This window comes from Providencia sp. PROV255 (assembly GCF_028478065.1).
GTDB lineage: Bacteria > Pseudomonadota > Gammaproteobacteria > Enterobacterales > Enterobacteriaceae > Providencia > Providencia rettgeri.
The window spans coordinates 309576-330500 of sequence record NZ_JAMPMI010000005.1 but is presented as its reverse complement, the minus strand read 5'-3'; the positions used below and the strand labels follow the sequence as shown (position 1 = coordinate 330500).

Below are 20925 nucleotides of genomic sequence, written 5' to 3'. Positions count from 1 at the left end.
CGAACTTTAAATATAACATTAAAAAAACAAAATGTCGTTAAATTTTTGTGACACAAATCATTGCACATTCATTTTAGTAGTAAATATATTAAAATTTAAACTAATTTTGATCTCTAAGCTCAACATCTCACTCAAAACACTTAACTTTTTTTTACATTTATGAAATGAAAATAGTAAAAAACAGTTTGTTTTTGAAGTTAAACCAAATTTTTATTAATGAATAATGTTGCAATAAGCATTAATTAATAAAACATAAATTTAACAAATTTAGCTCGAATGATAATTGATTTAGATCATTTTTCATTAAGGATTTTAATACCCCTACATTACTACTCGCTTTTATCGAGCAATGTTACTTTATCTCTAATAGATAAAATGAATGATCTAGGGAAGTAACTAGAAAATATTCTATTTTAAAGAAAGGGGAATTGTGTGTTCTCAGTTTCATCCATGAAACTTGAAAACATATGGTTTACTTTGCTTTTTTCGCTAATAGAACAAATAACATTGATAATGCTACACAAGCAACCATAGAACCAACCATTGGCCATGCGCTCTGAGCGGGTATGAGTGATAATAAAGTCCCAACGAGTGCGCCAATTGAAAACCTTATTGTTCCTGCCAATGAAGAGACGGTTCCGGCAATATGTGGATAATTATCCAAGATCACTGCCATTGCATTAGAAGTAATCATCGCTATGCCACTAACATAGATTGCAACACCGATAACCAATGTCCAAAAATCTAATGCAAATGCCGTTGTAACAAGCAACCACACGCCCATCACAAATTGGATAATGATGCCAAAGTAAAGCATTTTTTCTGCGCCAAAATGCCTTACATAGCGGCTATTTATTGTCGTCATAATAAACAGGAAGATAATGTTGATACCAAAATAGTAGCCAAAATTCTGTGGAGACACCCCATTCAAATCGATATAGACAAAAGCACCTGCATTTAAGAACGAAAACATCCCGGCAAAAGAGAATGAACTCGCTAATATGTAGAACAGAACCTGTCTTGCTCTAAATAAAGTCGCAAATTGCCTTAATGTTGTACCAATATGAAACTTTTGCCTTTTAGCAACGGGCAATGTTTCCCGCACAAAACAGCTCACTAAAATAACGGCAACAACCGCAGCAATGGCGATACTCCAGAAAATGGCATGCCATGAAAACCAACGCATTAGTTCTCCCCCTAAAATAGGGGCTAATAACGGTGCCACCGTCATCACTAATACAACAAAAGACATACTTCTTGAGAATTCATCACGAGTAAACATATCTCGCATAAGTGCGTTAATCACAACACTTGCAGCTGCAGCGGCAAAACCATGTAAAAAACGTAACCAAATCAGTGAATCAATCGATTCAGTGATAGCGCAAGCCGCTGAAGCGATGGCAAAAACGACAACTCCACCCAAAATAACAGGTTTACGCCCAATGCTATCAGCCATAGGACCATAAAATAATTGCCCTATAGCAAAACCAAAAATGTAGCTATTGAGCGTCATTTGAATGCGCCCTTCATCTACATTAAAATAATGCATCATCGTCGGAAAGCTTGGTAGGTACATGTCGATAGCCAATGGCATTAGCATCGATAATAAACCTAGAATTAATATCAGCCCCAAATAGGATGAACGCTGCTGTTGCACTCTTTAAACTCCTGCTATTTTTTTACGTGGTACATTAATGCTGTTGATCTCTTCTTCCGTCAGTGGGCGGTATTCTCCTGGCTCAAGAGCATCATCGAGCCAAATTTCCCCAACACGTTCACGGTGTAACCCACAAACGTGGTTTCCTACCGCTGCAAACATACGTTTTACTTGATGATAACGCCCTTCGCTAATCGTCAGCCTGACATCTCTAGGGCTAATAATTTCCAGTCTCGCTGGTTTAGTTGGATGTTTTTCCCCATTGAGCATAACGCCCTGAGCAAACTTCTCAGCAACATCTTGAGCAATATCATCACTCAATTGAACTCGGTACGTTTTTTCACAATGATGCTTGGGTGAAGTAATGCGATGTGACCATTGGCCATCGTCCGTCAATAATACAAGGCCGGTTGTATCGATATCTAAACGCCCTGCTGAATGCAGTTTTTGTGCAAGAGGCTCATCAATAAAAAAAAGAATTGTTGGATGTGTTGGGTCATCTGTTGAGCAAATATAGCCTTGTGGTTTATGTAACATAAAATAACGCGGCCCAGTAACTTGTACGAGGACATTGCCATCATAAGCGACTTCATGGTCAATCGTAACTTGAAAAGCCCCTGATTTAACGATTTCATCATCAACCGTTACAAGCCCTGCGCGCAGTTCTCGCGCTACCAAACTTCGGCTTATCCCTAATTGCTGGGACAAAAATTTATCCAGTCGCATAGATTCTCTTAACTTGATGGAATGCCAGTGAAGCGTACAATAACGCTCAACTGTCAGAATATAGAGTGAAAGGTTGTTGTGATTGTTATCACATAATTCATTATAACAATAACCCTTGTGAAGTGATAGTTTCACCGAAACAACTCACATCTTTAGACAGAGTCATCGTTTTAAATTAAATTTAACGTCATTCACCTGATTTAATTACATAATGCTGAATAATATGCCTTTTGTTTTACGCCCATACCAACAAGAAGCTGTCGATGCGACGGTTGATTATTTCCGTAAACAGACTCACCCTGCCGTAATTGTCTTGCCAACTGGAGCAGGTAAAAGCTTAGTGATCGCTGAATTGGCGCGGCTTGCTCGTGGCCGAGTGCTGGTATTAGCACATGTAAAAGAATTAGTTGAGCAGAATCATGCTAAGTACCTCACATATGGCCTACAAGCCGATATATTTGCCGCAGGTCTAAATCGAAAAGAATCTCAAAGCAAAGTCGTGTTTGGTAGCGTGCAATCTGTTGCTCGAAACCTTAAAGCCTTTGATGCACATTTTTCGTTAGTGATTATTGATGAGTGTCACCGTATAAGTTTGAATGATAAAAGCCAATACCAACAAATCATCCAGGCTTTACAGTCCAATAACCCTTCATTACGTATTTTAGGATTAACCGCCACGCCCTACCGTCTCAACAGTGGTTGGATTTACCAATACCATTACCATGGTATGGTACGTGGCGATGAAAATTGTTTTTTCCGTGAGTGTATTTATGAACTACCTCTACATTATATGATTAAAAACAAATTCTTAGTACCACCTGAACGCTTAGATATGCCTGTTCTCCAATATGATTTTAGCCAAGTTTCACTGACATCATCAGGTATTTTTAATGAACAAGAGCTTAATCTGTCATTAAAAAAGCAGCAACGCATTACCCCTAAAATTATTGAGCAAGTTATTGAATATGCAGCACCATTACAAGGCTGTATGATTTTTGCAGCAACGGTTGAGCACGCAAAAGAAATTTTGGGCTATTTACCCCAAAACAGTGCGGCATTAGTGACAGCTGAAACCCCTGCTGCTGATAGGCAAGCAATTATTAACCAATTTAAAAACAAAGAATTACACTATCTCGTTAACGTTTCAGTATTAACAACTGGGTTTGATGCGCCTCATGTTGATGTGATTGCGATTTTACGACCCACAGAGTCAGTCAGCTTATACCAACAAATTGTTGGCCGAGGATTACGCCTATCCGAAGGAAAAACCCGCTGTTTAATCTTAGATTATGCCGGTAATCCACATGATTTGTTTCGGCCTGAAGTGGGTTCTAGTAGACCCAACTCAACCAGTGTTCCCGTGCAAGTTTTCTGTCCATTGTGCCAATTTGCGAATATTTTTTGGGGTAAATGTACCTCTGATGGGCAAATTATTGAACATTACGGCCGGCGCTGCCAAGGCTGGGAAGAGGATGAAAATAGGCAGAAAAAACAATGTGAATTTCGTTTTCGCTTCAAGCAATGTCCACATTGCGGTGCAGAAAATGATATTGCTGCTCGTCGCTGCCAAAAATGCCAAGAGGTGCTTACCGACCCTGACGATATGCTAAAAGCCGCATTAAAACTTAAAGATGCATTAATCATTCGTTGCGGTGGTATGCAATTCATTACTGGAAGTGATTCCAAAGGTGAATGGATTAAAATAAATTATTTTGATGAAGACGGAACTAGCGTTTCTGAACGTTTTCGCTTAGCGACGCCCGCACAAAAACGCGTATTCGAATATCGTTTTTTACGAGAGCATCAGCGTGCTCCGGGTGTTCCATTTAAATGGAATAGTGCAAATGATATATTATTGCAGCAATCTTTATTGCGTTATCCTCAATTTATTGTTGCACGCAAAAAAGAGCGTTTTTGGGAAATTAGAGAGAAAATCTTCGATTATCAAGGGCGTTTTCGCGTTGCAGATTCTCTATCATAAAGCGAAAACGATCATAATGATTGCTGGATGATGGATTTTTCGTTAAAATGCCGCCCGCCTTCCGATATCTTGTTCGCTGAATGAAGTATCCATAGGCCAAATCTCGAACCTGCTGCTGGGTCGCCTGTAGCAGGAATTTATATTTTCTTTTTATAGAGAAATAGTAATGTTAACTATCAATGCAATTGAACGTAAAGAGCAGGGTAAGGGTGCGAGCCGCCGCCTGCGCAGAGATAACCAGCTTCCAGCTATCGTTTACGGTGGCAACCAAGAAGCTATCTCTGTAACTCTTAACCACGATGAAATCATCAACCAAGAAAGCAAAGCAGAATTTTACGAAGTTCTGAACCTGGTTATCGATGGTAAAGAAACAAAAGTAAAAGTTCAGGCTGTTCAACGTCACCCATTTAAGCCAAAAGTGACGCACATTGACTTCCTGCGCGCTTAATTAAAGCCCACAGCCGAGCTTTAGAATTTTCGGGACGCCGAGTAAATAACGCCGCAATTGCGGCGTTATTTATTTCTACCGATTCAACGCCACAGCCTATTTAGCCCCCCGGCGTTGTAACTGGTCACGCAAATTAGGTGGTGTACCGCGAATGGTCAACGTATCAGTGACAGGGTCCCAAAAGATACGCTCTCCCATAAGCATCGCATCAAAGCTAATCGTGATCCCTCCGCCACTCCCTGAGAACTTCGTTAATTGCTTCAACGTTCCTCTATCGGCAGGGAAACTTTCTTCGAGTTGATAATCATTTTGGCGAGCGAAATCATCGAAGCTTTGTTCTTCAACCATTGGCAGCTCTTTTGCCAGCGCCTGTAACTCAATTTCCTCTCCAGACTGTAATTGTTCTGTACAATAACTATGCACTTGCTGGCGATAAGCTTGACGTGTGTTTTTGTCCATTTGTGCATTATCACAAAAATCGTCAAGTGCCTGTACCAAGCCTTTATTCTGAACTTTTGCATTTAATCCCTCTGATGCAGCCAAAAAGTCCATAAAGAAATCAGATACTTTTCGCCCTACTCTACCTTTTAAGAAAGTTAAATAGCGTTTTGATTCAGGATTGGTCTCCCATTCCGTTAAATCAATACGAGCGACAATATCTGCATGAGGAATATCTAAATAATGTGTGGTGCCTAAATCCAATGATTCCGTGACAAACATGCTGTCACAACTATTGAGCACCGCAATTAATAAATATTCGACCGCGAGGTAACGGTATTGACAAAAGAGAACCACGCCCCCTTCAGCAAAAGGATATTTGGCTAATTCATCTTTCAAGCGAACGGTCATCGCACGGCTGAACCCTAAAAACTCTTCCTCGCCTTTACGCAATAACTTTAACGCATCGGCAAGTTCACTTTCTTCGTTAAATTCGCCAAATGCTTTACTTTTTGCACTATAGACGCGGTGTAACTCTGCCATCATGTCTTGTACGACACCATCTGCTGTCAATAAAGAATCCCGCAACATCACCTCTAGGGTTTGCTCATCTCTTTTAATTAACTGGTGTAAAGCTATCTGGTTAATTTCCAGACTCATTGTTGGCTCCTTCGTTATAGCGAAAATAATGTTGCGCGTATTCAAACATTGATATTATTCCTCTGCAACAGAAACCATCATTTGTTCTATTTTCAGCCTAATTACGCTGAACTAATACGCACTTTACGAATCTGAATTAGCATTATTATCACTTAAACAAAAATTTGTTGCGAAGAAAGAAGAAAAACCAGCTGTGATACGCTATGATATGTAGCTTTCATTAATTTAGGATGTCTCAATTTATGCCACAATCATCTCGCTATAGTGATGAAAAAGTTGAAGGTTTACTTTCTGACCTCGTGAGCGTGTTAGAAAAAAACCACACCCCTGTTGACCTTTCCCTCATGGTGTTAGGTAATATGGTAACGAATCTGCTGAATACGTCGGTTGCGCCTGCGCAACGTAAAATGATTGCAGAATCATTCGCAAATGCATTACTTTCTTCTGTTAAAGAAGATCAATCACACTAATTGATTAATGAAATAAACAGTATGGTCACCCACCTGCGCTACCGTGACAAAGTCTCTAACATGATTGGTTGGGGGCACTGGTTTGCACTATTCAATATACTGCTTAGCCTCGTGTTAAGTAGTAGCTATCTGTTTATTTTTGATTGGCCAGATACCCTAACTGGCCGAATTTATGCTTTCGTCAGTTGGATTGGTCACTTTAGTTTTGTGGTCTTTGCGACTTACTTACTAATTGTTTTTCCACTGACCTTTATTGTTATGTCTCAGCGGCTGCTGAGGGTACTTTGTGTTGCCCTTGCAACGGCTGGTACAACGCTATTAATTTTTGATATCCGTGTTTTTAGCCAATTTGGTTTGCATTTAACACCACAAGTTTGGGACTTGGTCATCAACCCAACTAAGGGTGAGATGGCTCGTGAATGGCAACTGATGTTTATCAGCATTCCGATTATCTTTCTTGTTGAAATGTTATTTGCGACTTGGAGTTGGCAAAAATTACGTAGTTTAAATCGCCAAACATTTGGCAAACCGCTTGCGGGTATTTTTATTGTGACCTTTATTATGTCACACCTGATGTATGCATGGGCCGATGCTAATTTTTATCGCCCTATCACCATGCAACGCTACAATTATCCATTGTCACAACCCATGACAGCCCGCAAGCTCCTTGATAGATATGGCCTGTTAGACTTAACTGAACATCAAAACCGTGTATTCCAGCAAGGTAGCCCAACAGCACTTAAATTAAACTACCCATTGAAACCTTTAAGTTATTATGACCAAGGCGCCGATTACAACTTATTATTGTTGGTCATTGATGATCTTGGAGACAAATCTCAACAAGATTCTATGGGTGCGTTAAACGAATTTAAAGAAATCAGTACACAGTTTACGAATCACTACACTGCCGGTCTACGTAACGATACCGCGCTATTTGGCTTATTCTATGGTATTTCATCAACTTATTTCGATAATATTCTCAATGGTCGCCATCCATCAGCGCTAATCGAAGCCTTACAGCATCAAGGATATCAGTTTGGTTTATTCTCAACAGATGGCTTTAATTCTCCATTATTCAGGCAAGCTATTTTAGCGGATTACTCATTACCTGCAAAAACTGCAGATAATGACAACTTAACAGTGACACAATGGAGTAACTGGCTAGATAGCCTTAAGAATGACTCTCCTTGGTTCTCTTTCCTCAATATTAAAGGAACACCTGGAAGCGCGAAAACCAATGAACAAATCAATCGCGTGATGTCTGTATTACAGCGTGATAATCGCTTGCAAAACACCATTGTTGTTGTGACCGCAAATTACAATAACCAAGGAAAAGCAGAAAACGAGTGGTTAGATGGCAAACGCTTCAATCGTAATAATATGCAAGTGCCACTATTCATTTATTGGCCAAACACACCAGCGCAGCAAATAGATAAGCTAACTAGTCATCAAGATGTCATGACAACATTGATGCAGCGTTTACTACATGTCAGTAATCCACCCGATGATTACAGCCAAGGTGAGGATTTATTTAGTGTTAAACGTACTTACCCATGGGTGATCACCGGTGATAACGACGATGTTGTCATTACCACAGATAATGCCACCCTCTACATGGATCAAAATGGTCAGTTTAATATCTATGATAAACAAGGTGCTATAGAACGAAATGAAAAACCTGACTTGGCTGAGTTGTTGAAGATCTTTACTGAGTTAAAACGCTTTAATGAAAATTAGTGTTTAAATATCAACCAGTCGCATCTTCAGTCTATTGCTTTTAGAAGTAAAATGAGTAGTATTAATCAAAGTTCGGCATGTAGCGCAGCTTGGTAGCGCACCGTCATGGGGTGTCGGGGGTCGTAGGTTCAAATCCTATCATGCCGACCAAAATTCCCTAAGAAAACCAACCTATTACGGTTGGTTTTTTTGTATGTGTGATTTTAAAAAGGTAAAATGGCGGTAAAACTGGTGTAAAACCCCGACATGGTTATACTAGCTTTAACCAACTGCTTATACAGTCCAAAATACTCTCAATTCAATTGATAGATAGGTATACATGCCTATTTAAGCGCTACTTATTCATATTAATCTTTTACCTAAACCAATCCTATGCTGTAATATTTTCAAATTAAGACATTTAGCATTGATAAACAACTGATTGATAATGAAAACTAACTTTAGAGCCGCAACACTAATTGATATAAATGCTATATTTTCCATAGATACCATTGCGACGACAGAACGCTATGAAGACATTACCCAATGGCTCGAACAAGAAATATGTTATGTACTGGAAGCCAACAACGAAATATTGGCGTATGGTGTTCTACATTATTATTTCTATTCCCATGCTTTTATAGAGTTATTAATGGTAAATAAAAACCATCGTCGGCAAGGCCTTGGACTCACCTTAATTAATAAACTAAAAATGCAGAGTAAAACCCCAAAAATTTTTACATCTACAAACCAATCGAATACAGCCACTCAACAACTCTTAATAAAAACTGGCTTTATTCCTAGTGGATACATTGAAAATTTAGATGATAATGATCCCGAACTTATCTATTGCTATATATCTGATTAAAACCATCTAAATGGTGAACTATAATAGCGCTTTATTCATCACAACCGTTTGCAAGGTGTGATTAAATTGCTGATACACCTCTTGAGCTATCACTTCTGGATAGCTTAATACCCTAAGCTCATGCGGCTTATTTTCTGGGTAATAACTTGGATGTGCGTGAGCGTATTCAGTTTGTTGAAAACCGCAATGTTGATAAAAAGACCAACGTTTTTGGCTAACTTCATCAATAATGGGGTCTATTTCTAGAATCACTTTACCAACATCATGACAAAACAGTTTTAATACCTTTTGCCCATAACCTTGCCCTCTTAATATGAGGGAAATAGCAAGATGCTCAATGTAATAATAATCTTCGATTTTCCAACAACCAATGAAACCAATAAAAGTGTCATTCTCTTTGAAATTGAGCAAATAATAATCGCTATGATTTAATATTGCCTCTCTTCCTTGGTAGCTTCTTTGTTCATATAATGGAAAAGCTGTGTCATACAACTGGTTAATCATTGCTATCGCTTCGCTATCTTCACTTGAAACTCTTAAAGCATGTAACATTTAATCAAAACTCACCTTATAAAAAATATTTTCTAGCATACCTATTTTAAATTTTCTGACAATTATTTATCGTGCACTCATAACATTAACCTGTTGTTTTATCTTGCTATTATTTTTTCACTCCATTCGCTGATAAAAATATTTGTAGCACTATATTGACTTTTTTACCTAATAGTTCTAAAAATACTGTATATTAATACAGTCTTTACTAGAGGCTATCATGTTACGTATCGAAGTATTATTTGATAAGAACGCTCCACAAAAACCGAGTTCAATTGTTTTGCAAGCACTTGAAACTGAGATTTTACGCAAACTTCAAAACCAATATCCAGATATGATAACGCGGGTTGGGTTTAGCTCACAACAACGCGTTAACATCTCTGGAACTAAAATAACGGAAGATAAAATTCGTATTGAAGAGATACTGGAAGAAATATGGATGGATGATGGTTGGATCCCAGAAGAAACAACGGTGGATTAACCTAATACTTAAAGGAATGTTTACCCATTGTGTAACATTCCTTTTTCTTTTACTAAAAGTCGTAATTAAACCCAGCCTCATCAACAAAAACACTTCTACTTGCAGGAGAATAAAAGCAAGACAATACGTTGATTATTAAAGAAACTACTTATTTAATAATTTCTCATATCTAAATTTTACTCGTTGTTAATTAATAGATTTTATGCCTAAGAAAAGCTTTAATTTCTTTCACTGGATTTAATTTTTTATTTCCTTCACGAGTTATTCTAACTTGTGAAATACAGCTATCAACATTCACGCAAGTAGAAACTTCATTTAGCGTTAGAGTTGATAAGCTTACTGAGGGTGAATTATTGAAATCTTTCCCCATAAAGATTAAAGCAAATAGGATTGCTACTATAAATAATGGCACCTCATAAAATACTTGTTTCATTATCAATGCTCTTATTGTTTGAGTGATGAAATGATAATAAACAATCTATTTCTTTGTACCTTAAAAATGAGTTAAACCAACCTTAAGATATGCTTAAATCTGATTCAAACTTGAACTATGCATATTGTCTGACACTCACTGCCTGCTTATACTTGTTCGTAGAGGTGATAATATGAATATCCTATTAGTCGAAGATGATCTTCAGTTGGGAAAGGCACTATGTCGAGGGCTGGAATTGGCAGGCTTTAGTCCTTGTTGGGTAAGGCTACTTGCAGACGCAAAATTACAACTTGCATCCCGTAATTTTGACTTAATGCTCTTAGATTTAGGCTTGCCTGATGGCGATGGCCATGAAGAACTCATTACTTGGCGTAATATGGGGGAAACTATCCCAATAATTATTCTTACAGCAAGAAACCAAATGGATAACCTAGTCTCTAGTTTAGACTCAGGTGCAGATGATTTTTTAACGAAGCCATTCGCTATGCCTGAGCTTATTTCTCGAGTAAAAGCGGTTAGCCGCCGTATGGCTGGTTTTTCATCTGAAATATGGCAACTAGGTAACCTGCAATTAAATCCTCTTAATCACCAAGTGACCCTTAATGAACAATTGCTATTGCTCTCCGGGAAAGAATATTTATTACTCTATGAATTAATAAGAAATGCGGATAATGTTGTCAGAAAAACAGATTTAGAACAGCGTCTATTCGGGTTAGACGATGTGGAAAGTAACTCTTTAGAGGTTCATATTCATAATTTACGCCGAAAAATAGGTAAAGAGCGTATAATTACTATCCGTGGTATTGGTTATTTATTAAAAAAAGAAGCACCACTAAGTGAAAGTTAAATCATTTTTTATTTATACATTCGGACTACAAATTAGTTCAGTTATTTTTCTTTGGCTGTTATTAGTTGGTTGGCTACAATTTTTTTATTGGCCTTCAATTCATGATGAATTAAATGAACAACAGAACGTCATCACTCAAGGGTTTGCTAAAACACTTGATGTGGTTGCTGATAAGCCAGAATATTTCAATAAAATTGCTGATAATCTACAAGAACTTTATTCTACGGCGATGGAAAGTGGCGACAATATTAGTTATCGACCGTTTATGATTGTTAGAGATAAAGAAGGAAATGTCTATTATCGAAACAGTGACAAGCTACACGTTCCATCGCTGAAATCCGTTTCTGAGCTCGCTGTATTACATAAAGACTGGCACTTTACGTCTGCATGGAATGACAAAAATACCTTTGAAGTTGTGATTGCCGAATCTTATAGTGACCGTAAATCTTTATTAGGTAGCCCAGCCGAAGGCACCGCCATCCCCCTCGCTTTTATTTTGGCTATTATGCTGTTAGCGATTTTAATTACTGCTTACTTTAGCCTACGGCCTTTAAGGCAATCTGCAAAACTAATTTCTAGCCGCCAGCCGGGTAATTTAACGCCAATAGAAACGAAAGAACAATATAAAGAAATTAGGCCTATCATTGCGGCAATCAATAACCTTATGTCTCGTGTTGATGCTGCAAATCAACGCGAAAAGCGTTTCATGGCAGATGCCGCACATGAATTACGAACACCGATTGCAGCTGTCATAGCTCAATTACATTTATTAATGCAAATTGATAATCCCAAAGAAAAAGAAGAAATTATTAATGATATGCAAGAGACTTTAAATCGAGCAGCTTCTCTATCACATCAATTAATTGACTTAGCACGCTTAGAAACTGAAGATTTTTTATTAAATAAAGAGCAAATTGATCTTCCTGTATTAATCAGTCACTTAATATCCTCACATATACCTTACGCCATTAACAAAGACATTGATGTCGAACTACAAAGCCCAAAATCTTTTTATATCCTCACTGATAAACTTGCACTGAGTAATATTTTTACCAATTTGATAGAAAACGCGATTAAATACTGCCCAGAAAAAGGGAAAATAAAAGTTATTTTAAAAGACCTGACTCCATTTGGTGGAACTATTTCCGTTCAAGATAATGGCCGAGGAATTCCAGAAGAAAGCCGTCAACTTATATTTTCTCGTTTTTATCGAGTACCTGGAACAATGGAAACCGGAAGCGGTTTAGGTTTATCTATCGCCCAAAATTTAGCCCATAAAATCGGTGCTGTAATTAGAGTTACTGATGGATTAGACAATCGAGGCATTGGTTTTATTATTGACTTACCCTAAATCTAATTATGTTATTGAGTTAACAGCATTCACTATTTTTTCTAGCTAGAATACACCTTTTATAAGTTATTATACGTACACTTAAAAGAGGCAATAATGTCCAAGGCATTAGTTATTATTGATCTCATTGAAGAGATAATTGGTAAAAATGGCTTATCTAATTCAAGCTATCAACAGACTTGCTCTCGCAAAATTGTTGAAAAAGCCAATCAAGCAGCACAATATGCAAGAAGTCATCATATCCCAGTTATTTGGGTTAAAGTTGGGTTTTCAGACAATTACCACGATGTTCCTGCTGGCTCCCCAATGTTTCAGCAAGCCAAAAGCCTTGGTGCCTTAAAATTAAGTGGTAATGGGTGTAATTGGGCTCATGACCTTGAAGTGGCATTTCGTGACCCTGTTATGATTAAAAAAGGGGTTTCTGCATTTGCAGGAAACCATTTCCATAAATGGCTTACCGAAAATGGCATTACAGAATTGTTTATTGGCGGAGTTAGTACCGTAAAAGCCATTGAAAGTACGGCTCGGCAGGCTCATGACTTAGGGTATTATGTCACTGTACTTGAAGATTTATGTGCCGCTCCAACGCCAGAACTCCACCAGCAAAGTATTCAGGCATTGGATGGAATGGTAACGGTTTCTTCCGTTAAAGAATTTATGCAATTAAAATAACACTTAGGTATCTCATGAGATTATTTTAATTTTTGCAAGTATATCTCCCGTAGCCGGGTAGCAAGTTTCCCCGGCTTACCTTCCCCAATTAATTGGTTATTCACCATAATAACTGACCAAACTAATGTCGTTGCAGAAGTAATAAAAACTTCTTTTGCTTCTAACATTTCATCAATGCTAAATGACTTTTCAACAATGTCTATTTCTTGCTCCCGAGCAAGCTGTAAAATTGCTTGGCGAGTAATACCTGGCAATATCTTATTACTTAGCCCTCGTGTTTGTATTTGGTTCTGAGGGTTAATAATAAAACAATTACTGGAACTTCCTTCCGTAACATAGCCATTTTTAACAAAAATAGCGTCATCTGCACCTTGTTGCTTAGCGTATTCTTTCGCCATAGAAGCCGCTAATAAGGCGACTGTTTTAATATCACAACGTTGCCAACGAATATCATCGACAGTGATGACTTTTATTCCATATTTAGACTTTTCATTTTCAACAATCTTCGTCTTTTGTGTAAATAAGACCAATGTTGGCTTCGTTTTATTATCAGGATATAAAAAATTGCGTTGTTTTGCATTACCACGAGTCAATTGTAAATATACAAGCCCTTCCTCTATATTATTTTGTAGAACTAATTGAAGATGAATTTGCTTTAATTCTGCTAAATCGTAAGGTAATGATAGCTGTAATTCAGCACAAGAACGCTGCAAACGAGCCATATGATGTTCAAAGTCAACTAGCTTACCGTTAATTACTGCTGTCACTTCATATACTGCATCAGCAAATAAAAAACCACGGTCAAAAACAGATACTGATGCTTCTTCTACAGGTAAAAACTGGCCATTCACATAAGCAATCATGCGCTGTATTCCTTTATCAATCAAATCATTACCTAACCTCTAATTAACCATACACCATATTATAAAAATTACCTTTCAATTCTTCACATTTTTGTAGTCATTTATAGATTTTCATCCGTCTTATCGGAGTATCTTTCAACCAAAAAGAATTCCAGCAAAGAGATTAAAATATAGTTTAATATTTAAAATTATTTTTAATATTAACTTGACATTAACATGCTAATGGCTAAAATGCTCTCACGTGATCTGGATCACATTTTAATTTGGGGTTACCGATGAACAGCATCAAAGAATTTATCAGCAGTGTGCAAGAAGTTATTGAATTACTCTCTAAACGTTTTATGTAAGCAAGTTAATCATTTTTCAGTCAATCAAACCTTTTAGTTACCTAATCATTAGCGTTAATTGCATTTATTTTGCACAACGACCTTGCAATCAAGGTCGTTTTTTTTATTCAAAAACATTTTCAATAATTTCAGCTACAACCATTGTCCCTATCGCAACTAAAATAAGATCCTGACCACTTACTTTCCATTCATAGCCGACATAAACAGGTAATTGTGCCAAAAATGGTGAAGGTAACGTTTTTTTTGCAATACCTGGAGGAAGCGGTTTTCCCCTACTCACTTGCTTTGCAATACCTGGCGGCAAGCCTCGATATCCCGTCAAACCATATTCAATAGCCAAAGGCCTTACATGACCAAAACTCACATTAAAACTCACATTCGAACCCCGTTGTTTATCGTAATACTTGTTCGATTTGGCATGTTTTAGCTGTTGATTGCCATTCTCTTTATTTGGTTTATCTTTGTTCTGATTTCCTTTATTTCCATGAATTTTTTGATTCCCCTTACCATTTTCTTGACCTTGATTGCCATTAGAAGATGAATTTGCAAATAATGGCGTACAAGCAATAACAGGCAATAAGATATACTGCAAAAGAACTGAACAAATCGGTTTTTTAAATATGTTCATAATAAATTCCTGCAAAGTTAATATAATATTAGGAGTATTTTTAAGAACATTATGCTTAGTTATAGAGACTCACAATCAGAAAATACTTATCACACGTAATGTTATGTAAATGTTACTTAACCCATCAAATTAACGAATGTCCTCCTTTATAATAACCTTTATTATCATTAGTATTGCTTTCATATACTATGCAATACTTAGAACTAACAATAAGAATTAGGACGGAGTTTAATATTGTTCGCCATGAATTTTCATTACTAATATGATAAGGTCGTTTGACTATCTAATATTTTTATAAGTAATCGTTCCTAACCCCTAAAGAAGGAGAAACCATGCAGCAGCAACTGCTAGACTGGGTACGTCAGTTCAACCAAGATTACGCTAGCCTTGCCTCTTTACTGATAGTGCTCGGTTTAATTCTGATCGTCGCCTGCGTATTACATTTAATTCTACATAAAATATTACTTCCACAACTCGAAAAGCGCGGGCAAAAAAGTGCAGGAACTTGGGTTCATTTAATCACTCAACATAATCTTTTTAATCGCTTTGCTTTTGTTATTCAAGGTGTTGTTGTCAATATCCAAGCAACGCTATGGTTGCATTCAGGTTCGACAGCACAAGCCGTTCTAAAGGTCGGTTCACAAGCATGGTGCCTATTATTTGGCTTACTCACCCTCTATTCTGTTCTTGATATTATACTCGGTGTGCTCCAGCGTGCCGCCAAAACTGCGCATTTACCGCTTAGAGGAATATTCCAAAGCCTTAAGCTGATTGCCACAATTTTAATTGGCATCATGATAATTGCGCTATTAATTGGTAAATCCCCACTAATTATTCTCAGCGGTCTTGGCGCAATGACCGCCGTCATGATGTTAGTTTTTAAAGACCCCATTATGGGCTTAGTTGCAGGAATTCAACTTTCAGCCAATAACATGGTTAATATTGGTGATTGGTTAGAAATGCCTAAATACGGCGCTGATGGCGCTGTTGTAGATATTGGTTTGACCACAGTAAAAGTGCGTAACTGGGATAACACAGTTACAACCATTCCTACTTATGCCCTTATTTCTGATTCCTTCAAAAATTGGAAAGGAATGACTGAATCAGGTGGCCGCAGAATTAAGCGTAGTGTCCGCTTAGATGCCAGCAGTGTACATTTTTTAACACCTGAAGAAATAGAGCAATGCATTAAAGCAAATTTACTTGAACCCTATATCGAACAAAAAATATCGGAGATTCAAGTCTTTAACTCTAGTCTACCTGATGATAAAGCGGTTCCTTTAAATCAACGCCGTTTGACGAATATAGGGACTTTCCGAGCTTATATTGAAGCTTATTTAAAATCACACCCTAATATTCACAAAAATATGACGATCATGGTCAGGCAGCTAGAATCTGACACAAATGGTATCCCAATCGAAATATATGCATTTACCAATACAACTGTATGGGTGGAATATGAAAGAATACAGTCAGACATTTTTGACCATATTTTTTCTATCCTTCCGCAATTTAATCTGATGGTACATCAATCACCTACCGGAAATGATGTTAGAATGATAGGCAATTCCCCAGAAAAATAATTAATACTAAGTGATTAGTTAAATTTTCTTATTCATCTACATCTAAAGTGGTATTTAAAAGAGGGATATACCCCTCTTTTTACTTAGTTCTTGCCCCATCGCTATATAAAAATTAATATTTCGATAGTTAATAAAAATAAAACTAATTTATGTTCTGATGAATAAAAAACCCTTATAAATTAAATAAATACATTCACCTTATCAGGGATAACATTGATGTAAGTCATGTAACTCAACAGAAACTTTTTTTAACATATAAAACAAGAAAGTAATGTTGTTATTTACATATAGGCAATGTCAATGCATAAAAATAAAATAAATACTCAATTTGGAGAACTGAGCAGGAGGGAGTTTATACAAACCTCTACAACCGTTGCGGGTGTCGCTGCTGTTGCTGGCTCAATCACTCTTCCTTTTGCTGTTCAAGCAAAAACACCAGCAATCATGCCTGACGAAGTCAGTGAAAAAATTAGCTATAGCGCATGCTTAGTAAACTGTGGTAGCCGTTGTCCGTTAAAAGTTCATGTGAAAGATGGTGTTATCAGCCGTATTTCCAATGAAACGATGTATGACGACTCAACATTAGGTGAACACCAAATCCGTCCATGTTTACGTGGTCGTTCAGTGCGGTGGAAAACCTACAACCCAGATCGTTTAAAATACCCAATGGTTCGCGTTGGTAAACGTGGTGAAGGTAAATTTAAAAAGATTTCATGGGATGAGGCGACAACCATTATCGCCGAAAAACTGAAGTATACCATTGATAAATATGGAAGTGATGCCATTTATTACCAATATGGCTCGGGTTCAACAGGCGCAAACTTACACGGCCGTGCCGCTTGTAAACGTTTATTAAGCTTAACCGGTGGTTTCTTGGGTGATTATGGCACATATTCATATGCTCAATTAATGGAAATCACGCCTTACGTATATGGTAGCGTAGAAGAATCCTATTTATCTGAAATCCAAAATTCTGACTTAGTTGTCATGTTTGGCCACAACCTTGCTGAAACACGTATGTCTGGTGGCGGTCAATTTTACGAAACTCTCAATGCGTTAGATAAAAGCAAAGCAAAAGTTATTATCATTGACCCGCGCCGCACCGATAGCGTCACAACCCTTGGTGCAGAATGGATCCCAATTTATCCAGGTACTGATGCAGCATTAGTTGCGGCTCTCGGCTATGTCATGATCGAAGAACAGCTGACTGATGAAGAATTTCTGAAAAATTATTGTGTCGGCTGGGATGAATCGACCTTACCTGCTTCTGCACCGCGCAATGCATCATATAAAGATTATATTTTAGGAAATGGCCCTGATGGTATCGCTAAAACACCGGAGTGGGCAAGCAAATTAACGGGTATCTCAGTCGCACGTATTAAGCAACTTGCACGTGAAATCGGCAATGCAAATAGAGCATGGATCTCACAAGGCTGGGGCTTACAACGCACAGAAAATGGCGAGCAAGCTTGTCGCTCCATTATGATGTTACCTCTGATGTCCGGCAACATTGGTCGTGCTGGAACAAATACTGGGCTGTGGGGGAATAGCTATGCTTACCCTGTTGCAGGTTTTGCTTTACCTAACCCAGTAAAAGCCTTGATTCCGACTTATATGTGGTCAGAAGCGATTGTTCGCGGGAAAGAATTAACTGCAGAAAATGGTGGCATTAAAGGTGTTGATAAACTAAACAACGACATCAAGTTTATGTGGTGTTACTCCAGTAATGTCATTGGTAACCAACATGGCGATTTAAATAAAACGCATGAAATACTGGCGGATGAATCAAAATGTGAATTTATTTTAGTATGGGATAACCATGATACCCCATCCGCAAAATATGCAGATTTATTATTACCGGATGTCACAACGGTTGAAACCAACGATTTAATCAATAACTCCTATGCAAGTGGTGCGTATCACTATTTAGTTCGCCTACAAAATGCGATTGAGCCACTGTGGGAAAACCGCCCTAACTATGATGTTTTAGCCGAAATTGCTGAAAAAATGGGTGTAAAAGAGCAATTTACCGAAGGCCGTACCTACGCTGAATGGATTGAGTTCTGTTATAACAAAACACGTGAAAAAATGCCTCATTTACCTGAGTTCAGCGAAACCGACGGAGCGGGTATTATCGATCGTAAGTTCCTGAACAGCTCAGAAAATATTGCATTGAAGAAATTCCGTGATGACCCAATCAATAACCCATTAAAGACGCCGTCAGGTAAAGTGGAAATCTATTCAGAACAACTGGCTGAGCGTGTCAAAAATTGGGAGTTACCCGAAGGCCAGCGTATTCCTGCAATTCCTGAGTATTGCGTCAATAAAGAAGGCGTTGAAGCCCAAGCAAGCCAGCAAAAGCATCCGCTATTAATGACGGGCTTTCATGATAAAGGCCATGTACATTCATCATATTACAATGTTGCGATGCTCCGTGAAGCCATTCCACATCAGTTTTGGCTCAACCCAATCGATGCTCAGCAACGCGGCTTGAACAATGGTGATATGGCGGAAATATTTAATGACCGTGGGCGTATTCAAATTAAAGTGAAAGTAACAGAGCGTGTATTACCTGGTGTTATCGCCGTTCCACAAGGTGCATGGCGTACTCTCAATGATGATGGGCTAGATGTCGGTGGTTGTATCAATACACTAACCTCACATGTCCCTTCGCCATTGGCTAAAGGTACCCCACAACATACTAACCTTGTTGAAGTTAAACGCGCTTAAGGAGTTGAATGATGAAACAATATGGCTTTTACTTTGACTCCACAAAATGCACTGGCTGTAAAACGTGTCAAGTCAGTTGTAAGGATGAAAAAGATTTAGATTTAGGTCCAAAATTCCGTCGCGTCTACGAATTTGGCGGCGGTAGTTGGCAAAAGCAAGATGGTATCTGGCAACAAAACGTCTTTAATTACTATCTTTCTATTTCATGTAACCATTGCTCAAACCCGACTTGTGTCGCGGGTTGCCCAACTGGTGCAATGCATAAACGTGAAGAAGATGGGTTAGTCGTGGTTGACCAATCCATTTGTGTTGGTTGTCGTTATTGTGAGTTGCGCTGCCCGTATGGCGCACCACAATTTGATGAGAAGAAAAAACTGATGAGTAAATGCGACGGCTGTTATGAGCGTGTCGCAAAAGGGATGAAACCTGTTTGCGTTGAATCTTGCCCGCAGCGTGCTTTAGATTTTGATGATATTAATGTTCTTCGTGAATTACACGGCACGGAGTGTGGTATTGCGCCAATGCCAGACCCAAGCCTGACGAACCCGAATATTGTTATCAAACCACATAAAGATGCGAAGCCATTTGGCGATAAAAGTGGCGAATTAAAAAACCCTGCGGAGGTATAAGATGCATGAATTACCACTCGTTTTTTTCACCGTCTTAGGACAGTCAGCTGCTGGGCTTTTCTTACTCGCTTATATCAGCCGTAGAATGGGTTCTATTGACGATAAACAGTTAAAAACTGCCAATATCGTGGCCTTTATTATTATGATAATAGGCTTAGGTATCGGTGGATTACACGTTGGCCAACCACTACGCTTCTTTAATATGCTGCTGGGTGTAGGCCGTTCACCAATGAGTAATGAAGCGTTCTTGAGTGGCGTATTTGTTGGATGCGCTGCTGCAACGTTGTTTTTTACTTTGTTTTTCAAACATACGTTATTACGTGAACTGGCTAATATTGCCGCGGTAGTGTCAGGACTTGCATTTGTTTGGTCAATACCTCAGGTATACAACATCGCCACTATTGCTAACTGGAATACCGGTTACACCACACTACAAATGTGGATGACGATGTTAGTCGGAGGCGGTGCACTCGCCATTGCAATCGGTGCTCGTGGCCTAGGTATTGCTTCATTCTTAATAGGTACTTTCGCTATTTTTGCTAGCCGTGCTGGTTACCAAGCTTTCTTAACCGAAACTGGTCCAGCTCTTAGCAACGAACAAACTGGCTTCTGGGGTTTCCAAGTCGTTGTCTTAGCCATTGCTTTAGCCGCATTCGTTGGTATGGCGTTAAAGCACCGCGCACCAAAAGCGACATTAGCGACTTGTGCTGCTGCAGTATTATTAGCTGAACTTGCTGGCCGCATCGCATTCTATAACTTGTGGCAAATAACCATGTAAGACGTTGTTATTACTATGTTATAGTGTTTCATAAAAGAACCCCACTTGGGGTTCTTTGTTTAGAAAT

Annotated in this window: 20 protein-coding genes and 1 tRNA gene; 14 read left to right on the top strand and 7 right to left on the bottom strand. The window is 38.3% G+C overall.

Features of this window, described 5'->3' with window-relative positions; genetic code table 11:
- Positions 1-472: 472 nt before the first annotated feature.
- Positions 473-1657, bottom strand: a complete 1185-nt coding sequence (locus tag PR725_RS05195; RefSeq protein WP_109911581.1) for a Bcr/CflA family multidrug efflux MFS transporter — start codon at positions 1655-1657, stop codon at positions 473-475.
- 3 nt (positions 1658-1660) lie between these two features.
- Positions 1661-2383 carry a 16S rRNA pseudouridine(516) synthase RsuA gene (gene rsuA / locus PR725_RS05190; RefSeq protein ID WP_272567908.1) on the bottom strand — a complete coding sequence of 241 codons (723 nt, stop codon included), beginning with the start codon at positions 2381-2383 and terminating at the stop codon, positions 1661-1663.
- A 223-nt stretch (positions 2384-2606) separates the two neighbouring features.
- Between rsuA and PR725_RS05185 the strand changes: the two genes are divergently transcribed.
- The gene (locus PR725_RS05185; RefSeq protein ID WP_110731997.1) at positions 2607-4364 is read left to right on the top strand and encodes a DEAD/DEAH box helicase; all 1758 of its coding nucleotides are present in this window, start codon (positions 2607-2609) and stop codon (positions 4362-4364) included.
- 166 nt (positions 4365-4530) lie between these two features.
- Entirely contained in the window at positions 4531-4812 is a 282-nt protein-coding gene (gene rplY / locus PR725_RS05180; RefSeq protein ID WP_004260060.1) for a 50S ribosomal protein L25, read from the top strand.
- 96 nt (positions 4813-4908) lie between these two features.
- On the opposite strand, the gene yejK is transcribed toward rplY, so the two are convergent.
- On the bottom strand, positions 4909-5910 hold the full coding sequence (gene yejK, locus PR725_RS05175; protein ID WP_004911936.1) for a nucleoid-associated protein YejK: 1002 nt from the start codon (positions 5908-5910) through the stop codon (positions 4909-4911).
- A gap of 242 nt (positions 5911-6152) precedes the next feature.
- Between yejK and PR725_RS05170 the strand changes: the two genes are divergently transcribed.
- The 4 genes from PR725_RS05170 to PR725_RS05155 all read left to right on the top strand — a co-directional run bounded on the left by PR725_RS05170 (position 6153) and on the right by PR725_RS05155 (position 8964).
- Complete coding sequence (locus tag PR725_RS05170) at positions 6153-6380, top strand: YejL family protein (protein WP_004911940.1); 228 nt, start codon at positions 6153-6155, stop codon at positions 6378-6380.
- Positions 6381-6401: 21 nt separating this feature from the next.
- The gene (yejM, locus tag PR725_RS05165; RefSeq protein ID WP_109911578.1) at positions 6402-8117 is read left to right on the top strand and encodes an LPS biosynthesis-modulating metalloenzyme YejM; all 1716 of its coding nucleotides are present in this window, start codon (positions 6402-6404) and stop codon (positions 8115-8117) included.
- Positions 8118-8190: 73 nt separating this feature from the next.
- Positions 8191-8267: transfer RNA gene (locus PR725_RS05160), tRNA-Pro, on the top strand.
- 277 nt (positions 8268-8544) lie between these two features.
- Positions 8545-8964: a GNAT family N-acetyltransferase gene (locus PR725_RS05155; RefSeq protein ID WP_117162373.1), complete on the top strand. Its 420-nt coding sequence runs from the start codon at positions 8545-8547 to the stop codon at positions 8962-8964.
- A gap of 18 nt (positions 8965-8982) precedes the next feature.
- Here PR725_RS05155 and PR725_RS05150 read toward each other — a convergent pair whose 3' ends face one another.
- Positions 8983-9516 (bottom strand): GNAT family N-acetyltransferase, encoded by a 534-nt coding sequence (locus PR725_RS05150; protein ID WP_211889061.1) that lies wholly within the window; start codon positions 9514-9516, stop codon positions 8983-8985.
- A gap of 220 nt (positions 9517-9736) precedes the next feature.
- On the opposite strand from PR725_RS05150, the gene PR725_RS05145 reads away from it, so the two are divergent.
- Positions 9737-9997: a DinI-like family protein gene (locus PR725_RS05145; protein WP_004912115.1), complete on the top strand. Its 261-nt coding sequence runs from the start codon at positions 9737-9739 to the stop codon at positions 9995-9997.
- Between the two features lie 190 nt (positions 9998-10187).
- Here the strand turns inward: PR725_RS05145 and PR725_RS05140 are convergent, their stop codons facing one another.
- Positions 10188-10430 carry a hypothetical protein gene (locus PR725_RS05140; RefSeq protein WP_272567904.1) on the bottom strand — a complete coding sequence of 81 codons (243 nt, stop codon included), beginning with the start codon at positions 10428-10430 and terminating at the stop codon, positions 10188-10190.
- 172 nt (positions 10431-10602) lie between these two features.
- Here PR725_RS05140 and PR725_RS05135 point away from each other — a divergent pair, with 172 nt between their 5' ends.
- The 3 genes from PR725_RS05135 to PR725_RS05125 all read left to right on the top strand — a co-directional run bounded on the left by PR725_RS05135 (position 10603) and on the right by PR725_RS05125 (position 13300).
- The gene (locus PR725_RS05135) at positions 10603-11277 is read left to right on the top strand and encodes a response regulator (protein WP_004912118.1); all 675 of its coding nucleotides are present in this window, start codon (positions 10603-10605) and stop codon (positions 11275-11277) included.
- Positions 11267-12628, top strand: a complete 1362-nt coding sequence (locus PR725_RS05130) for a sensor histidine kinase (protein WP_123382599.1) — start codon at positions 11267-11269, stop codon at positions 12626-12628. The genes PR725_RS05135 and PR725_RS05130 overlap by 11 nt, the downstream gene beginning before the upstream one ends.
- Positions 12629-12724: 96 nt before the next feature.
- Positions 12725-13300: a cysteine hydrolase family protein gene (locus PR725_RS05125; protein WP_004912122.1), complete on the top strand. Its 576-nt coding sequence runs from the start codon at positions 12725-12727 to the stop codon at positions 13298-13300.
- A 20-nt stretch (positions 13301-13320) separates the two neighbouring features.
- Here PR725_RS05125 and PR725_RS05120 read toward each other — a convergent pair whose 3' ends face one another.
- Both PR725_RS05120 and PR725_RS05115 read right to left on the bottom strand, forming a co-directional pair.
- On the bottom strand, positions 13321-14163 hold the full coding sequence (locus PR725_RS05120) for a D-amino-acid transaminase (protein ID WP_117162374.1): 843 nt from the start codon (positions 14161-14163) through the stop codon (positions 13321-13323).
- Between the two features lie 450 nt (positions 14164-14613).
- Positions 14614-15138, bottom strand: coding sequence for an anti-virulence regulator CigR family protein (locus tag PR725_RS05115; RefSeq protein WP_117162375.1), 525 nt, complete (start codon positions 15136-15138; stop codon positions 14614-14616).
- A gap of 332 nt (positions 15139-15470) precedes the next feature.
- On the opposite strand from PR725_RS05115, the gene PR725_RS05110 reads away from it, so the two are divergent.
- The 4 genes from PR725_RS05110 to PR725_RS05095 all read left to right on the top strand — a co-directional run bounded on the left by PR725_RS05110 (position 15471) and on the right by PR725_RS05095 (position 20858).
- Positions 15471-16721 carry a mechanosensitive ion channel family protein gene (locus tag PR725_RS05110; protein ID WP_117162376.1) on the top strand — a complete coding sequence of 417 codons (1251 nt, stop codon included), beginning with the start codon at positions 15471-15473 and terminating at the stop codon, positions 16719-16721.
- A gap of 300 nt (positions 16722-17021) precedes the next feature.
- A complete protein-coding gene (locus PR725_RS05105) occupies positions 17022-19451 on the top strand; it encodes a DMSO/selenate family reductase complex A subunit (protein ID WP_272567901.1) in 2430 nt (809 codons plus the stop codon).
- 11 nt (positions 19452-19462) lie between these two features.
- Positions 19463-20080: a DMSO/selenate family reductase complex B subunit gene (locus PR725_RS05100; protein ID WP_110731999.1), complete on the top strand. Its 618-nt coding sequence runs from the start codon at positions 19463-19465 to the stop codon at positions 20078-20080.
- 1 nt (position 20081) lies between these two features.
- Positions 20082-20858, top strand: coding sequence for a dimethyl sulfoxide reductase anchor subunit family protein (locus tag PR725_RS05095; protein ID WP_004912143.1), 777 nt, complete (start codon positions 20082-20084; stop codon positions 20856-20858).
- Positions 20859-20925 lie beyond the last annotated feature (67 nt).

Coding starts and splice junctions, on each gene's coding strand:
- rsuA (WP_272567908.1), bottom strand. CDS start 2,383: ATGCGACTGGATAAATTTTTGTCCCAGCAATTAGGGATAAGCCGAAGT.
- PR725_RS05185 (WP_110731997.1), top strand. CDS start 2,607: ATGCCTTTTGTTTTACGCCCATACCAACAAGAAGCTGTCGATGCGACG.
- rplY (WP_004260060.1), top strand. CDS start 4,531: ATGTTAACTATCAATGCAATTGAACGTAAAGAGCAGGGTAAGGGTGCG.
- yejK (WP_004911936.1), bottom strand. CDS start 5,910: ATGAGTCTGGAAATTAACCAGATAGCTTTACACCAGTTAATTAAAAGA.
- PR725_RS05170 (WP_004911940.1), top strand. CDS start 6,153: ATGCCACAATCATCTCGCTATAGTGATGAAAAAGTTGAAGGTTTACTT.
- yejM (WP_109911578.1), top strand. CDS start 6,402: ATGGTCACCCACCTGCGCTACCGTGACAAAGTCTCTAACATGATTGGT.
- PR725_RS05155 (WP_117162373.1), top strand. CDS start 8,545: ATGAAAACTAACTTTAGAGCCGCAACACTAATTGATATAAATGCTATA.
- PR725_RS05150 (WP_211889061.1), bottom strand. CDS start 9,516: ATGTTACATGCTTTAAGAGTTTCAAGTGAAGATAGCGAAGCGATAGCA.
- PR725_RS05145 (WP_004912115.1), top strand. CDS start 9,737: ATGTTACGTATCGAAGTATTATTTGATAAGAACGCTCCACAAAAACCG.
- PR725_RS05140 (WP_272567904.1), bottom strand. CDS start 10,430: ATGAAACAAGTATTTTATGAGGTGCCATTATTTATAGTAGCAATCCTA.
- PR725_RS05135 (WP_004912118.1), top strand. CDS start 10,603: ATGAATATCCTATTAGTCGAAGATGATCTTCAGTTGGGAAAGGCACTA.
- PR725_RS05125 (WP_004912122.1), top strand. CDS start 12,725: ATGTCCAAGGCATTAGTTATTATTGATCTCATTGAAGAGATAATTGGT.
- PR725_RS05120 (WP_117162374.1), bottom strand. CDS start 14,163: ATGATTGCTTATGTGAATGGCCAGTTTTTACCTGTAGAAGAAGCATCA.
- PR725_RS05115 (WP_117162375.1), bottom strand. CDS start 15,138: ATGAACATATTTAAAAAACCGATTTGTTCAGTTCTTTTGCAGTATATC.
- PR725_RS05110 (WP_117162376.1), top strand. CDS start 15,471: ATGCAGCAGCAACTGCTAGACTGGGTACGTCAGTTCAACCAAGATTAC.
- PR725_RS05105 (WP_272567901.1), top strand. CDS start 17,022: ATGCATAAAAATAAAATAAATACTCAATTTGGAGAACTGAGCAGGAGG.
- PR725_RS05100 (WP_110731999.1), top strand. CDS start 19,463: ATGAAACAATATGGCTTTTACTTTGACTCCACAAAATGCACTGGCTGT.
- PR725_RS05095 (WP_004912143.1), top strand. CDS start 20,082: ATGCATGAATTACCACTCGTTTTTTTCACCGTCTTAGGACAGTCAGCT.